Annotated in this window: 11 protein-coding genes and 2 pseudogenes; 8 read left to right on the plus strand and 5 right to left on the minus strand. The window is 71.0% G+C overall.

What is annotated here, in order from left to right; genetic code table 11:
* Positions 1-24 precede the first annotated feature (24 nt).
* Positions 25-1,362, minus strand: coding sequence for an MATE family efflux transporter (locus ACFW5B_RS00600; RefSeq protein WP_386431036.1), 1,338 nt, complete (start codon positions 1,360-1,362; stop codon positions 25-27).
* 458 nt (positions 1,363-1,820) lie between these two features.
* Here ACFW5B_RS00600 and dnaB point away from each other — a divergent pair, with 458 nt between their 5' ends.
* Positions 1,821-3,299 (plus strand): replicative DNA helicase, encoded by a 1,479-nt coding sequence (gene dnaB / locus ACFW5B_RS00605; RefSeq protein ID WP_386431038.1) that lies wholly within the window; start codon positions 1,821-1,823, stop codon positions 3,297-3,299.
* A 105-nt stretch (positions 3,300-3,404) separates the two neighbouring features.
* Positions 3,405-3,587: pseudogene (locus ACFW5B_RS00610) on the plus strand (hypothetical protein); the annotation flags it as partial.
* A gap of 249 nt (positions 3,588-3,836) precedes the next feature.
* On the opposite strand, the gene ACFW5B_RS00615 reads toward ACFW5B_RS00610, so the two are convergent.
* Complete coding sequence (locus tag ACFW5B_RS00615; RefSeq protein WP_386431040.1) at positions 3,837-4,214, minus strand: hypothetical protein; 378 nt, start codon at positions 4,212-4,214, stop codon at positions 3,837-3,839.
* Positions 4,215-4,314: 100 nt separating this feature from the next.
* Between ACFW5B_RS00615 and ACFW5B_RS00620 the strand changes: the two are divergent.
* From ACFW5B_RS00620 to ACFW5B_RS00630, 3 genes and pseudogenes are all read left to right on the plus strand, one after another.
* Positions 4,315-4,612 (plus strand): annotated as a pseudogene (locus tag ACFW5B_RS00620) (hypothetical protein).
* A 38-nt stretch (positions 4,613-4,650) separates the two neighbouring features.
* A complete protein-coding gene (locus tag ACFW5B_RS00625) occupies positions 4,651-5,046 on the plus strand; it encodes a hypothetical protein (protein WP_386431042.1) in 396 nt (131 codons plus the stop codon).
* A gap of 346 nt (positions 5,047-5,392) precedes the next feature.
* On the plus strand, positions 5,393-6,238 hold the full coding sequence (locus ACFW5B_RS00630) for a helix-turn-helix transcriptional regulator (RefSeq protein WP_386431044.1): 846 nt from the start codon (positions 5,393-5,395) through the stop codon (positions 6,236-6,238).
* A gap of 57 nt (positions 6,239-6,295) precedes the next feature.
* On the opposite strand, the gene ACFW5B_RS00635 is transcribed toward ACFW5B_RS00630, so the two are convergent.
* From ACFW5B_RS00635 to ACFW5B_RS00645, 3 genes are all read right to left on the minus strand, one after another.
* The gene (locus ACFW5B_RS00635) at positions 6,296-7,264 is read right to left on the minus strand and encodes an NADP-dependent oxidoreductase (RefSeq protein ID WP_386431046.1); all 969 of its coding nucleotides are present in this window, start codon (positions 7,262-7,264) and stop codon (positions 6,296-6,298) included.
* A gap of 783 nt (positions 7,265-8,047) precedes the next feature.
* Positions 8,048-8,275 (minus strand): hypothetical protein, encoded by a 228-nt coding sequence (locus tag ACFW5B_RS00640; protein ID WP_386431048.1) that lies wholly within the window; start codon positions 8,273-8,275, stop codon positions 8,048-8,050.
* A gap of 47 nt (positions 8,276-8,322) precedes the next feature.
* Positions 8,323-9,048, minus strand: coding sequence for a hypothetical protein (locus tag ACFW5B_RS00645; RefSeq protein ID WP_386431050.1), 726 nt, complete (start codon positions 9,046-9,048; stop codon positions 8,323-8,325).
* 475 nt (positions 9,049-9,523) lie between these two features.
* On the opposite strand from ACFW5B_RS00645, the gene ACFW5B_RS00650 reads away from it, so the two are divergent.
* The 3 genes from ACFW5B_RS00650 to ACFW5B_RS00660 all read left to right on the plus strand — a co-directional run bounded on the left by ACFW5B_RS00650 (position 9,524) and on the right by ACFW5B_RS00660 (position 13,433).
* Positions 9,524-10,972: a serine hydrolase domain-containing protein gene (locus ACFW5B_RS00650; protein ID WP_386431052.1), complete on the plus strand. Its 1,449-nt coding sequence runs from the start codon at positions 9,524-9,526 to the stop codon at positions 10,970-10,972.
* A gap of 99 nt (positions 10,973-11,071) precedes the next feature.
* Positions 11,072-12,208: a pyridoxal-phosphate-dependent aminotransferase family protein gene (locus ACFW5B_RS00655; protein ID WP_386431659.1), complete on the plus strand. Its 1,137-nt coding sequence runs from the start codon at positions 11,072-11,074 to the stop codon at positions 12,206-12,208.
* A 478-nt stretch (positions 12,209-12,686) separates the two neighbouring features.
* Positions 12,687-13,433 (plus strand): TetR/AcrR family transcriptional regulator, encoded by a 747-nt coding sequence (locus tag ACFW5B_RS00660; protein WP_386431054.1) that lies wholly within the window; start codon positions 12,687-12,689, stop codon positions 13,431-13,433.
* Positions 13,434-13,443 lie beyond the last annotated feature (10 nt).

A 13,443-nucleotide genomic window follows, 5' to 3' on the forward strand; every position in this document is an offset into this window, starting at 1 on the left:
CGCTGCGTGTTACGGGGAGATGCTTCAACGCGAGGCTCCGGTCACAATCCACCGGCCCGACCGGGTCCGTAGCCAGAGGGTCAGCATCCGCACGGTCATCATCAGGGCCATCGCCCACCACAGGGCGACCAGTCCGCCCCCGAAGAGCGGAACGGTCAGCGCCACCGGCGCGAACAGGGCCAGCGTCACGACCATGGCCCAGGCGAGATACGGACCGTCCCCCGCCCCCATCAGCACACCGTCGAGGATGAAGACGATGCCGGAGACCGGCTGGGTCACGGCCACGACCAGGAGCGTGCTGAGCAGCGGGTCCTGCACGGCCGGGTCGGCGGTGAAGAGCGGGATGAACAGCGGGCGGGCCAGCGCGACCAGCACACCGAGGACCAGGCCCGCGGCGATGCCCCACTGGACCATGCGGCGGCAGGCGGCCCGGGCACCGTCGCGGTCCCCGGCCCCGAGATAGCGGCCTATGATGGCCTGCCCGGCGATGGCTATCGCGTCCAGCGCGAAGGCCAGCAGGGACCACAGCGTGAGCACGATCTGGTGGGCGGCGACCTCGGCGTCGCCGAGCCGGGCGGCGACCGCGGTGGCGATCATCAGCACCGCGCGCAGCGAGAGCGTACGGACCAGCAGCGGCACCCCGGCCTGGGCCGAGGCGCGGATTCCCGCGGCGTCGGGACGCAGCGTGGCACCGTGCCGTCGCGCGCCCCGGACGACGACGGCGAGGTAGACCGCGGCCATACCGCACTGGGCGAGGACCGTGCCCCAGGCCGAGCCGGCGATGCCGAGGCCGGCGCCGTAGACCAGGCCGATGTTGAGCGCGGCATTGACGGAGAAGCCGCCGACGGCGACGTAGAGCGGGGTCCGGGTGTCCTGGAGGCCGCGGAGCACGCCGGTGGCGGCCAGCACGACGAGCATCGCGGGGATGCCCAGGGCGCTGATGCGGAGGTAGGCCGTGGCGTACGGGGCGGCGGTGCCGGAGGCGCCGAAGGCCTCGACGAGCCAGGGAGCGGCGGGCAGCACTGCGGCGATGACGGCGGCGCCGAGCAGCAGGGCGAGCCAGATGCCGTCCATGCCCTGGCGGATGGCGGCGGGCAGGTCGCCGGCGCCGACCCGGCGGGCGACCGCGGCGGTGGTGGCGTAGGCGAGGAAGACGAAAACGGAGACGGCGGTGGTCAGCAGGGCGGCCGCGACACCGAGGCCGGCCAGCTGGGGCGTGCCGAGGTGGCCGATGACGGCGCTGTCGACCATGACGAAGAGAGGTTCCGCGACCAGTGAGCCGAAGGCGGGCAGCGCGAGGGCGATGATCTCGCGGTCATGGCGGCGGCCGGTGCGGCGTGCTGTCGCGGGAGCCTGGGTCATGCGCGCAATCTAATCTTCCACAGGTAAGAGATGCAAACCCTGTGCACTCCTTACTTTCCGTTGTGTGGAGCCGTCTCCCCCGCACCCTTTGTCGTGATCTTGAACCGGTGGCAAAAGTTTTTCTCCCCCACAGCCTATGGATGACGAAAGTGCAGGTCAGGGGCTTGAGGGTGGGGTGATTGTGTGCTTGTCCACAGAAGTTTCCCCCGGGCTGTGCACAGGATCCGGGGAGTTCTCCACAGCTGTAGGGCGGTCATCCACACGGCCTGTGGATAACCAGATTGGCGGACGGTGCCCACGGGCCTACCGTGGTCCGGCACCCGCCGCCTGTTCCGGCTTGAGACATCGTCCGAACTCGACGCGCCGTAACCGGAGTCGGGCGTCTCGATTGTCAGAGCTGTGCCGTAAGAAAGAACCGCACAGCAAGGTCCGCGCCGCGGACGGGAGGAGGTGCCGGGGTGAGTATTCCCGAGCCCATGGAAGACCCCTGGGCGGACTCCGGTCCCAGCGACCTGCTGCCGGCCGCCCGCTCCCGACGGGGCGAGGGCAAGGGCCGCGGCCGTGGCGACCGGCAGGAACGGGACGACGACGGCGGCGGCTCCTGGACCGGCGGCTTCGAGCGGGTCCCTCCGCAGGATCTGGACGCCGAGCAGTCCGTGCTCGGCGGCATGCTGCTGTCCAAGGACGCCATCGCGGACGTCGTCGAGGTCCTCAAGGGCGAAGACTTCTACCGCCCCGCCCATGAGCTGGTCTACCAGGCCATCCTCGACCTCTACGCCAAGGGCGAGCCGGCCGACCCGATCACCATCGCCGCGGAGCTCACCAAGCGCGGCGAGATCGCCCGGGTCGGCGGCGCCTCGTATCTGCACACCCTCGTCCAGTCCGTACCGACCGCCGCGAACGCCGAGTACTACGCCGAGATCGTCCATGAGCGGGCCGTGCTGCGCCGCCTGGTCGAGGCCGGTACCCGCATCACGCAGATGGGATACGCGGCGGACGGCGATGTCGACGAGATCGTCAACAGCGCCCAGGCGGAGATCTACGCCGTCACGGAGCAGCGGACCAGCGAGGACTACCTCCCGCTCGGCGACATCATGGAAGGCGCCCTCGACGAGATCGAGGCGATCGGCTCCCGCCAGGGCCAGATGACGGGTGTGCCGACCGGCTTCACCGACCTGGACTCCCTGACCAACGGGCTGCACCCGGGCCAGATGATCGTGATCGCGGCCCGTCCCGCCATGGGTAAGTCGACCCTGGCGCTGGACTTCGCGCGGGCCTGCTCGATCAAGAGCAATCTGCCGAGCGTGATCTTCTCGCTGGAAATGGGGCGCAACGAGATCGCGATGCGTCTGCTCTCCGCCGAGGCCCGGGTCGCGCTGCATCACATGCGGTCCGGCAGCATGACGGACGAGGACTGGACCCGGCTGGCGCGACGGATGCCGGATGTCTCGGCCGCGCCGTTGTACATCGACGATTCGCCGAACCTGTCGATGATGGAGATCCGCGCGAAGTGCCGCCGTCTCAAGCAGCGCAATGAACTCAAGCTGGTCGTCATCGACTATCTCCAGCTGATGCAGTCCGGCGGCTCGAAGCGCGCCGAGAGCCGTCAGCAGGAGGTCTCGGACATGTCCCGAAACCTCAAGCTGCTGGCGAAGGAGCTGGAGCTCCCGGTCATCGCGCTCTCCCAGCTGAACCGTGGTCCCGAGCAGCGTACGGACAAGAAGCCGATGGTCTCCGACCTCCGTGAGTCCGGTTCGATCGAGCAGGACGCGGACATGGTCATCCTGCTGCACCGCGAGGACGCCTACGAGAAGGAGTCCCCGCGCGCCGGTGAGGCCGACCTGATCGTCGCCAAGCACCGTAACGGCCCCACGGCCACGATCACGGTGGCGTTCCAGGGCCACTACTCGCGGTTCGTGGACATGGCGCAGACGTGAGCGGACGGATTGCGGGGTCTCGGATTTCGGGTCGGAATCTCCCGGTCCGTGTCGGATGGAAGCCGGATCCGACACCGAGCTGAGATGCGCAGGTCGCTGCCGTAGCGGCCGACACGGCGGGGCGAGTACCTGCTGATGGACTCCACCCGCTGGGACGTCTTTGCGTTCGACCCGCTGACGCTCAATTGGGTGCAGGCCGAATTGAGTGTCGGGATGGACTGGTACACCCGCTGCAGCACGGGGATCCGGCTGACGCCGGTCTCGACCAAGGCAGTGGATGTCAGCGCGGATGTCCCCGGCGCCCGGTCAAAACATCACAACTGGCGGAGCTCTCGCAGGGTGCTGACCGATCTCGCCAACGAATACGGCATCCCGCTCCGGGAGGGGCCACAGGACTGCAAGCGCCGCGGCACCGTCGAACGGGACTGGCTCATCGACCAGTCGTCCACCGCCGCCGGACGCTGCCGGACCCCGCCCGAGAAGCCGGCATGAGCACCGCGAACATGGCCCGCTGGGCCAAGACCCGTAACCCGAAGTTCACTCCGGGTCGGAAAGGCGATGAAAGGCCCCGTCGAACTCTCCCGACGCAAGCAGCTTGGCGATCACGTCCACCATGCCGTGGATGCCAGGGTCTCGAACGATCAGCCCGTCCGAGCACCTGAAGCACTGGCCCCCTGCCGCTTCTCCGGTCCCCTCCCACCTCCTCATCAGCCGGTCCACCTCGGCGAGGGTGAAGACCGTCGCACTCCAGCGAGAGCCATCGGGGAGGTGCACCTCGACATCCACATTGCAGACCTCATCGAGCACCTCGTCAGGGCTCGGGAGGAACAGTGCCTCGAATCCTCCGGCGAGGACACGGTAATAGGGGCCGTCCCATCCGGCGTCGGTCTGCAGTTTGCTCGTAGTGGTGGTCACAGCAGGAGCATCCCAGTGGTCCAGGTGACCATCCACAGGTATGGGACACCGCAGCGGCCGGCGTGCAGACCGCCGCCATCATGGGCTCGTGAAGACATGGATGCGCTGCTACTGGGACGAGGACGATGTCTGGTTCTACTTTGAGGTCGACGCCGAAGGCTGAGTGATCCGGCAGGTCGAACTCGAAGGGCCTGAGCTGACCCCGATCGCAGCTGCCTCCCTCGCCGAGTGGCAGCGGGCCTACGACGCAGGCCTCGATGAGTACGACAGCAGGTTCGGGACCACAGCCAAGCTGCCCGTCTCGGAATGGGAAGGGCACGCCCCGAACAACTCACCTCCGAGGAGTTCGAGGAAGTCTGGGGGCGGCCCGTCGCCGGATCGCATCCCGGCCCCGCTGACATCTCGGCCCGCCGAGACTTCTTGGCATCATCCCGACATGACCCCGACCCTCCCCCGCACCGTCCGAGTCGTCGACACAGCTCATCTCCTGGCCCTTGCCCAGGAGGCCGCCATACACAGCTTCAGCCAGCGGCTCCCGGTCGACTGGCTCCGAGAGCACCTCGCCGCAGAGGGGACGCACTACCTGTTCCCTACGCTCGTGCAACGGCTCACGCACCACCCCGAGAGGGCGCTGCAGTGGAGGTGCCAGCAACTGCTGACCGTCAACACCGGCGAACAGATCTGGGGTCTCCTCGACGTCCTTCCCGACACCTTCGACAAGATCCCGGAGACCCTGGACACGGCCTCCAAGAAGGACATCGTCAGCCGCATCGAGCGAGCAGTAACCGTGCGCGAGTGGAGGGAACGGATGGGTGCCGAAGCAGGTTCGTGACGCCCCTGGGCAGCGGTGCAGCCTGCTGGACAGCCTGAGGAAATGACACCGATCGGAGACAGCCGCCGGCCGACATGTCGTGAGGCTGAAGAGCGATGTCCAGCTCCCGGCGTCGGCACATGACACCGGAAGCGAGAACCTACACGGATCTGAGGCTCCGTAACCCGCCGGCCACAAGGACGGTCGAGCACCCTCCCCGCGCGGGGCCGGTCCGTGTGCAGTCAGGCCGCCGTCGGCCACCAGCTTGATTCCGGCGATGCCGGAGGACCTCTCGCCGGCCGGAATGCGCGCTGCCTGGGTGCCGTACACCCAGGCAGCGCGCCGGCCGTCCGCCTAACCTCGGGGCATGCCCGACAACCACCTGGGAGACTTCCTGCGCGCCCGGCGCTCCGGCCTGCGGCCCGAAGACGTCGGTATGGCGAGCTACGGCGTACGGAGGGTCGCCGGGCTGCGCCGTGAGGAGGTCGCGGTGCTGGCCGGTGTGAACGCCGACTACTACACCCGCCTCGAACAGGGCCGGGAACGCCACCCCTCGGGCCAGGTCCTCGATGCCCTCAGCCGGGCCCTCCACCTCGACACCGACGCCCGCGCCCACCTCTACCGGCTGGCCGGCATCGCCCCTGACGACCGCCCGGTGCCCGAGCGGAACGCGGTCAGCCCGGCGTTGCGCCAGCTCATGGACGGCTACGCCCACACCCCGGCCTTCGTCGTCAACCGCGCCCTGGACATCCTGGCCGCCAACGCCCTGACCGACGCCCTGTACGCACCGTTCAGCCCCGCGGACAACCTCGCCCGGATGGCCTTCCTCGACCCGGCCGGCCGGGACTTCTACACCCGCTGGGACCGGACCGCGCAGGCCACCGTGGCCAACCTCCGGCAGTCGGCCGGCTGCGATCCCGACAACCCGCGGCTCAACGCGCTCATCGGCACGCTGACCGAACGGAGCCGCGCCTTCTCGGCGTTGTGGCAGGCGCACACCGTGCGCGGTAAGACGCAGGAGGCGAAACTCCTCCACCACCCGGATGTCGGGCCGCTCACCCTCACCTACCAGGCCTTCGACGTCCGCGAGGCACCCGGCCAGCAACTCGTCATCTACCACGCCGAACCCGGCAGCCCCAGCGCCGAGGCACTGGCCCTGCTCGGCACCCTCGGCGCCACCCGGCGGCAGACGGCACCGCACCCGCACCCGTAGCGCCCCCGGTGGTTGCCGGATACGCGATGTCCCGGGGCCTCGGCGCGGTGGCCGTCGTCAGGGCGCGACGGTCAGGACGATCTTGCCGGTGGTGCGGCCGGTCTCACCGAGGGCGTGCGCCTTGGCGGCGTCCTCGAGCGGGAGCACCGAGTCGATGTTGACCCGCAGTTTTCCCGTGTTCACCAGGTCGGCGACGGCCTGGAGGCCGGCCCGGTCGGGCTCGACGAGGACGAACTGCGCGCGCACGCCCGCCGCACGCGCCTGGTCGGCGGGAAGGCTGTCGTCCGGAGGCAGGATCGAGACCAGGGAGCCGCCGGGACGCAGGGTGCGCAGGGAGCGGGCGCCGTAGTCGCCGCCGATGGTGTCGAGCACGATGTCGACGTCCTGTACGGCGGTCGCGAAGTCCTGCTCCGTGTAGTCGATGAGTTCGTCGGCGCCCAGACCGCGCAGGAAGTCGTGCTTGGCCCGCCGGGCGGTGCCGATCACATACGCGCCGCGGGCCTTGGCGATCTGCACCGCGAGATGACCGACGCCGCCCGCCGCGGCATGGATCAGCACCCGCGCGCCGGGCTGCACCTGCGCGGTGTCGACCAGGGCCTGCCAGGCGGTCAGCGCCGCCAGCGGGAGCGCGGCGCCCCGGACGTGGTCCAGGTCCGCGGGAAGGCGGGCGAAGTGGCGGGCCGGGGCGGTGACGTACTCGGCGTAGGCCCCGGCGGGGTGCGGGAAGCGCGGCATGCCGAAGACCGTGTCGCCCGGTTCGAAGAGGGTGACGCCGAGGCCGACCGCCTCGACCACACCGGAGACATCGAAGCCCAGGATGAACGGCTGCGCGCTGCTGCCGGTGAGGAACCGGCCGCTGTCCCGCGTCTTCCAGTCGGTCGGGTTGACGCCTGCGGCGTGCACCCGGACCAGGATCTCCGTGGGACCGGGCACCGGCCGGCCGGTCGTGATCACCTTGAGGACCTCAGGGCCTCCGGCGGCGTCCTGGCTGACGGCCCGCATCTGCGGGGTCCCGGTCTCGGACATGGGTGTCTCCTTCGTAGGCGCCTGGGGCTGGGACCGGGTGCACGCGCCGCCTGGCAGCTGCGTTTCCCGGAGTGCTGCCAGCTTTCCGCGGCGGCCGGGAGTCCGGCGGTGTCGCTCGCGCCGAGCGCCCTGCGGTTCTGCGACGACTGCGGGGTGCTGCGGCCGGCGCGGGGTGGGCGCCGCCCCCGCCGCCGGACGGCGACAGGGGCCCGCGACCGTGCCCTACTTCTGGGGGCGGATACCTCCCAGCAGAATTCCGCCCTGGAGGAGGGTGAGGCCCGCTTCCTTGTAGCCGGTCAGGGTGAGGACCACGCCGGTGGTGCAGCACGCTGCGGACAGCCCGAGTGTGGTCCAGCCGAGGGCGTCCTGGGAGCGGGGGCGGTCCGCAGGTGCCGGGGCCGGCGTGGGCGGCTGCGTCGGCGGCCGTCCGTGCGGCTGCGGGTCGTCCGGTCGTTTGTGGTGGACATGGCAAACCTTTGCTTCTCGTGTGCGGCAGCACGCGGTGAAGGGACGAACAGACCTTCAACCGTCAGGGAGTTAGCCGCGCAAGTCCCAGGTCATGTCCGGTGGCGCCCCCGGACACGGAGGCGACTGCACCGAGCGCGGCCTCTCCTCTCCATGAGAAGGAGAGACGGTGAGCGCCCATCACCAGGGGTACCCGGGCTGTCGGTCCGCCCGCCTTCCCGGCCCGCGTCACGTCGGGCAAGCCGCGTAACGGCGCGGCGCGTTCGGCCCGCGCCGCGCCGTTGTCATCGGGCGGGGCAGGCCCACCGTCTTGACCGGTCAGGGGATCGGTCCCTGCCTTTGGTGCACCGCCGGGGTGCTGGGCGCGCGGTCCCGGTGCTGGCGGGCTTTCTCCTGGTAGCGGCGCCGGTCCCGCCACCACATCAGCCGGTCCCGGGAGTTCTGCGGGAAAACAGCGCTCAGCACCCCCACCAGCATGCTCGCCGTGCTGATTGCGACCACCACCTGCCAGGGGGCGCCCGCCAGAGCTGCGGTGCCCGCAGGCACCGCAGTCAGTGCTATCGCGGTGCGGCCGCGTGTGTTCTCGGGCCGGGTCACCGTGCCTCCCCGCACTCGCTGCGCAGCTGGCGGGGCAGCCACACACGGCCGGCCTTCTGTGCCCGCTTGATGTCCTGCCGCAATCGGTATCGGTGCTGGCGCACCGCGGCGGCGGTGGTCTTGAGCCGCTCGGCGATCTGGGAGTCGTCGTAGCCCTCGTGGGCGAGCAACACGACCGCCCGGGACTCGGCCGAGCGCCTGCTGATCAGTTCGGTCAGCGGGCCGCCGGTAGCCCGGGCGTCGGGGCCGGGGAGGCTGCTGGGAGTCTGCAGCAGCTGGAGTAGCGCGTCGCTGCCGCGCACCGCCACCTCATGTTCCGCCAGGCGGAGTCGAGCGCGGCGCCATCGCAGGTAGACGCGGCGGAACTCCCAGACGCACTGTCCGATGAAGTAGGTCGTCAGGGAGCAAGGGCCGTGACGCCCGGCATGCCGGGGGTTCCACCCGCCGCCCACGAGCGCGTTGTCACGGAAGGACTTCAGCGCCCGAAGCAATATCTCCACCGCGATCTCGTCGCGTGCCTCGGCGCTGTTGTGCAGCAGCCGGAGATCCTCGTCATGGACGTACAGCGCGATACCGCACCGCTGGTGCTTGCGTTGGGACAGCCGGGGCAGCTTTCCGCTGCGCAGCATGCCGCGCAGCACCGGCAGGCTCGTACGGCACAGGTCGTCCTCGAAGACGCGGTAGGTGGGGCCGGCGAAGCCGTGGTACGCGAGGTCAGCCACTCGCTCCACATCGCTGCGAATCCGCTCCCCGTGGCCCCCCGATTCAGTCCCGGCGGTGCCCTCTTCTCCTGTGTCATCCTGTGAAAACATAAAACCCCCTCGGATCTCGGTTGCGGACCACCCCGAGCGGGCCAGTGGCGCCCACCCGCAACGAAGCTCGTGGCCTGGTTTTAGCGGCGGCTCTCAGCCGTTGCTATGCAGCGGGGGACCACGGATATAACGCGCGGCGGAAAAACTTTCGAAGAAGGCAGCCAGGCTGCTGCGCCGTCGGCCCTGCACCGCGGGCCGTGGCCGAGCAAGTCCCCTTCTCGTGCGCGCTCTTACCCGCTGGGGAGTGAGCGGCGCAACGGCGGCGATCGTTTTCGGGAGCATGCAGGCGCCGTCGCAGGGGAGGCAGGCCGAGGGGGAAGGGACGGCTGGTTCTGCGCGCGCGAGGATGGGGCCCGGCCGAGCCGCATCGCTGTTGAGGAGCGCCATGACCACCGCACAGTCCACCGACATCCCCCGCCCCGCGCCCGTCGGCCAGGGGCCCGGTGCGGCCGGTACACCCGACGAGTTCACGGAACTGCTGCCGCAGACCCGGCGGGCGCTGCTGCGCCGGCTGGCGGTCGGGCAGGCCGAGGGGCGCGCACCGTCGATGACGGGGGCGGTCGTCCGCGACGGATGGACGGTGTGGACCGGGGCCCGGGGCACGGTGGAGGGGGAGCTGCCGCACGGCGATGTTCAGTACCGGATCGGCTCGCTCACCAAGACCTTTGTCGCCGTGCTGGTGCTGCGGCTGCGCGACGAGGGCCTGCTGCGGCTGGCGGACCCGGTCGGCAGGCATCTGGAGGGCACCCCGGTGCCGGACGCGACGATCGCGCAACTGCTCTCCCACAGCGCGGGCTTGCCGGCCGAGCCACGGGGGCCGTGGTGGGAGCGGACCACCGGCGCGCTGCGGCCCGAGCCGGCCGACCTCTTCGACGAGCGCCCGCAGCGGCTTCCGGCCGGCCGGCGGCACCACTACTCCAACCTCGGCTACGCCCTGCTCGGCGCGCTGGTCGAGCGGCTGAGGGACGGTGCCCCGTGGGACCAGGTGCTGCGCCGCGAGGTGCTGGAACCGCTGGGCATGGGCCGTACGACACTGCGGCCGGAGGCGCCGTACGCGGGTGGCTGGGCCGTGCACCCGTGGGCCGACGCGCTGCTGCCGGAGCCGGCCGAGGACACCGGCCTGATGGGCCCGGCGGGGCAGCTCTGGTCGACGCTCCAGGACCTGTGCCGCTGGGCGGCGTTCCTGCTGCGCGGCGATGCGCGGGTGCTGGACGCGGCGAGTCTGGCGGAGCTGCGGACCCCGGCCGTGCCGCCGGAGAGCGACGGCTGGGATGCGGGATATGGGCTGGGAGTGCAGCTGCTGCGGCGGGAGGGGCGGCTGCTGGTCGGGCACCAGGGCTCGATGCCCGGGTTCCTGGCGGCGCTGTGGGCCGATGTCGAGGAGGACGTGGCCGCGGTCGTCCTCACCAACTGCACCTCGGGCCCGGCGGCCGGGGCCGTCGCCGCCGATCTCACCGGGATCGTCCGCGCGCAGGAGCCCCGCATCCCCGCGCCCTGGCGTCCGCTGCCCGGCCCGCTGGATCCGGAGCTCCTGGCGCTGACCGGGCCCTGGTACTGGGGCGCCAACCCCCATGCCCTGCGGCTGCGGGCCGACCGCGGGCTGGAGCTCACCCCGCTGTCCGGGACGGGACGCGCCTCGCGGTTCCGGGCCGAGAACGACGGCACATGGACCGGACTGGACGGCTATTACGCGGGCGAGACGCTGCGGGTGAGGCGGGACGAGGACGGTGCGGTCAGCCATCTCGACCTCGGCACCTTTGTGTTCACCCGTGGCCCGTACGAGCCGTCGGCGCCGGTGCCCGGCGGGGTGGATCCGGAGGGCTGGCGGGTCTGAGGCCCGTACGGCGGGCCCGGCGCCCGGACGTACAGTCGATCCAGATGTCAGGAGCCGCGCCGAGCTGGCTCGCTACCGCTGGAAGGCCCTGTGACTGCTGTGTCTGACCCGACCGCGAACTCCACCGCCCCGGACCTGCTCGATCTGCCACCGCTCACCGCGGCGCACTTCGCGCGGATCGAGGACAAGGTCGCGGCCCTGATGGGTACCCGTTGCGATGTCGTGGCGATGCAGGGCGAGGCGCTGCTGCCCCTGGAGGCCTGCATCCGCTCGGCGGTGCGGCCGGGCAGCACCGCCCTCAACATCATCACCGGTCCGTACGGTGAGACCTTCGGCGGCTGGCTGCGCTCCTGCGGCGCCGACGTGGTCACGCTCACCGCGCCGTTCACAGGAGCGGTCGCCCCGCAGCAGGTGGCGGAGGCGCTGCGCGAGCACCCCGAGATCGACTTTGTGAGCCTGGTGCACGCCGAGGCGGCCACCGGCAACACCAACCCCGTCGCCGAGATCGGCGCGGTGGTGCGGGAGCACGGCGCGCTGCTGATGCTGGACGCGGTCGCCTCGGTGGGCGCCGAGCCGCTGCTCACCGACGAGTGGGGCGTGGATCTCTGTGTGATCGGCGGGCAGAAGGCGATGGCCGGGCCCGCCGGGGTGTCGGTGGCATCGGTCAGCGCCGGTGCCTGGGAGCGGATCGCCGCCAACGAGCAGGCTCCGCGGCGCTCGTACCTCTCGCTGCTGGACTGGAAGGAGCGCTGGATCGACGGTGGCCGGACCGCACTTCCGCACGCTCCGGCGCAGCTGGAGATGCTCGCGCTGGAGCAGGCAGCGGACCGTCTGGAGGCCGAAGGGCCGCCGGCGGTCCTCACCCGGCACCGGGCTGCGGCCGCGGCGACCAGGGCCGGTGTGCGGGCGCTGGGCGGGCTCGCTCCGTATGTCGTGCGTGACGAGGACGCGGCGCCGGTCGCCACGACGCTCCGTGCGCCGGAGGGAGTGGACGCCCGGGAGATCGTGACGGCAGCGGCCGGGCTGGACGCAGCGGTGCCGGTGCAGGCCGCGGCCGGTGCGCTGGCCAAGGAGATGATCCGGGTGAACCACTATGGCCGCGCCGCCGACCGGGCGGTGGTCACGGCCTCGCTGCGGGCACTGGCGGGCGGACTGCGGGCGCTGGGCGTGTCCGTGGACGCCGACGATGCGGAGCGGGCGGCGGGCGCGGCGTGGGACGCGGTGGTCGCCGGCTGAGCCGAGGGGGCGCCTGACCGCGGGCGCGTTGTCGATGTGGGGTCGTGTTTCACGTGAAACACGACCCCGCACGTATGTCGGGCCACGGCACGGTTTCACGTGAAACTGCTTGTAGGCAGGGGCAGTTGGGGAGAAGTGGGCGGGCTGTCGTACGTCCGTGGAGGGGGCTTTATCGACCGCTTCGCGCCCGGTGGTGATCTCGTCCCCGTCAGGAGTCGTCCGGTGGCGCACCCCGGGGCTCCGGGGTCAGGCTGGACGCTGAGGCCGCCCGTTGCGCCGTCGATCGTGAGCCTCGCCGCAGCGAGGGCGGTCCGTCACGCACCAGCTGCCTCTCGGCCGCTGGATCCAGTCGCCGGCGCGACGGTGAAACGCGCTTAACGATCTTGCTTAGACCTTCCCATAGAATCGGAATGAGCGACCCGGTTAGAAAAACGCGGATTGCGTGACCCGGTGTCAGTCATTCTCAGGAGGTCCGGCGATGGCGGACGGCGGTGTGTCGCGCTCCCGTGCGGATGCGCGGAGGAACAGGGCGCTGGTGCTCCAGGCGGCCCGATTCGCTTTCGAGGAGCGGGGGTTGGGGGTTCCGCTCGGAGAGATCGCGCGCCGTGCGGGGGTCGGTGCCGGGACCGTCTATCGCCATTTCCCCTCGAAGGAAGCCCTGTTCAGGGCGACGATCGTGGACCGGGTCGAGCTGTTCACCGACACCGCCAGGGACTTGGCCGATGTCCCGGATCCCGGTCCGGTCTTCTTTCGCTTTCTGTCCTCGGTGGTCCGGCTCGCGTCCCGGAACAAGGCGCTGTGTGACGCGCTGGAGGCGGCCGGCGCGGGTCGCTTCGAGCCGTCGCCGGGGGTCGGGCGGAGCTTCGACGAGGCGCTGGAAGTGCTGCTCAGAAGGGCCCAAGAGGCGGGCGCCGTACGTCAGGACGTCGGGATAACGGATCTCCGCGCGCTGCTGGTCGGCTGTCTTTCGATGGAGCGGGCCGCGCCGGGAACGGGTCCCGGGGGCGAGGCGGCGGGCCGGATGACGGCGCTGATGTGCGATGCGCTGCGGCCGGAACGCGCCGTAACGGAACTCGAAGCTGTGCCGGTGAAACGTAACGAATCGCGGTGTGGGGTGTGCGGTGCGGCGCTCGCGGCGTCGCGCACGGGCCGGCCCGCACGCTACTGCGGTGGTGCCTGCCGGCAGAAGGCGCACCGAGCACGGGGACGTACGCGCCGGACGTGACCGGCCCCGG

Origin of the sequence: Streptomyces sp. NPDC058773 (assembly GCF_042746015.1) — a bacterium.
In the GTDB taxonomy this organism is placed as follows: Bacteria; Actinomycetota; Actinomycetes; order Streptomycetales; family Streptomycetaceae; genus Streptomyces.

Excerpts from the sequence above, each read along its gene's own strand:
- ACFW5B_RS00635 (WP_386431046.1), bottom strand. The coding sequence starts at position 7,264 with ATGTCCGAGACCGGGACCCCGCAGATGCGGGCCGTCAGCCAGGACGCC.
- ACFW5B_RS00600 (WP_386431036.1), bottom strand. The coding sequence starts at position 1,362 with ATGACCCAGGCTCCCGCGACAGCACGCCGCACCGGCCGCCGCCATGAC.
- ACFW5B_RS00650 (WP_386431052.1), top strand. The coding sequence starts at position 9,524 with ATGACCACCGCACAGTCCACCGACATCCCCCGCCCCGCGCCCGTCGGC.
- ACFW5B_RS00630 (WP_386431044.1), top strand. The coding sequence starts at position 5,393 with ATGCCCGACAACCACCTGGGAGACTTCCTGCGCGCCCGGCGCTCCGGC.
- ACFW5B_RS00625 (WP_386431042.1), top strand. The coding sequence starts at position 4,651 with ATGACCCCGACCCTCCCCCGCACCGTCCGAGTCGTCGACACAGCTCAT.
- ACFW5B_RS00660 (WP_386431054.1), top strand. The coding sequence starts at position 12,687 with ATGGCGGACGGCGGTGTGTCGCGCTCCCGTGCGGATGCGCGGAGGAAC.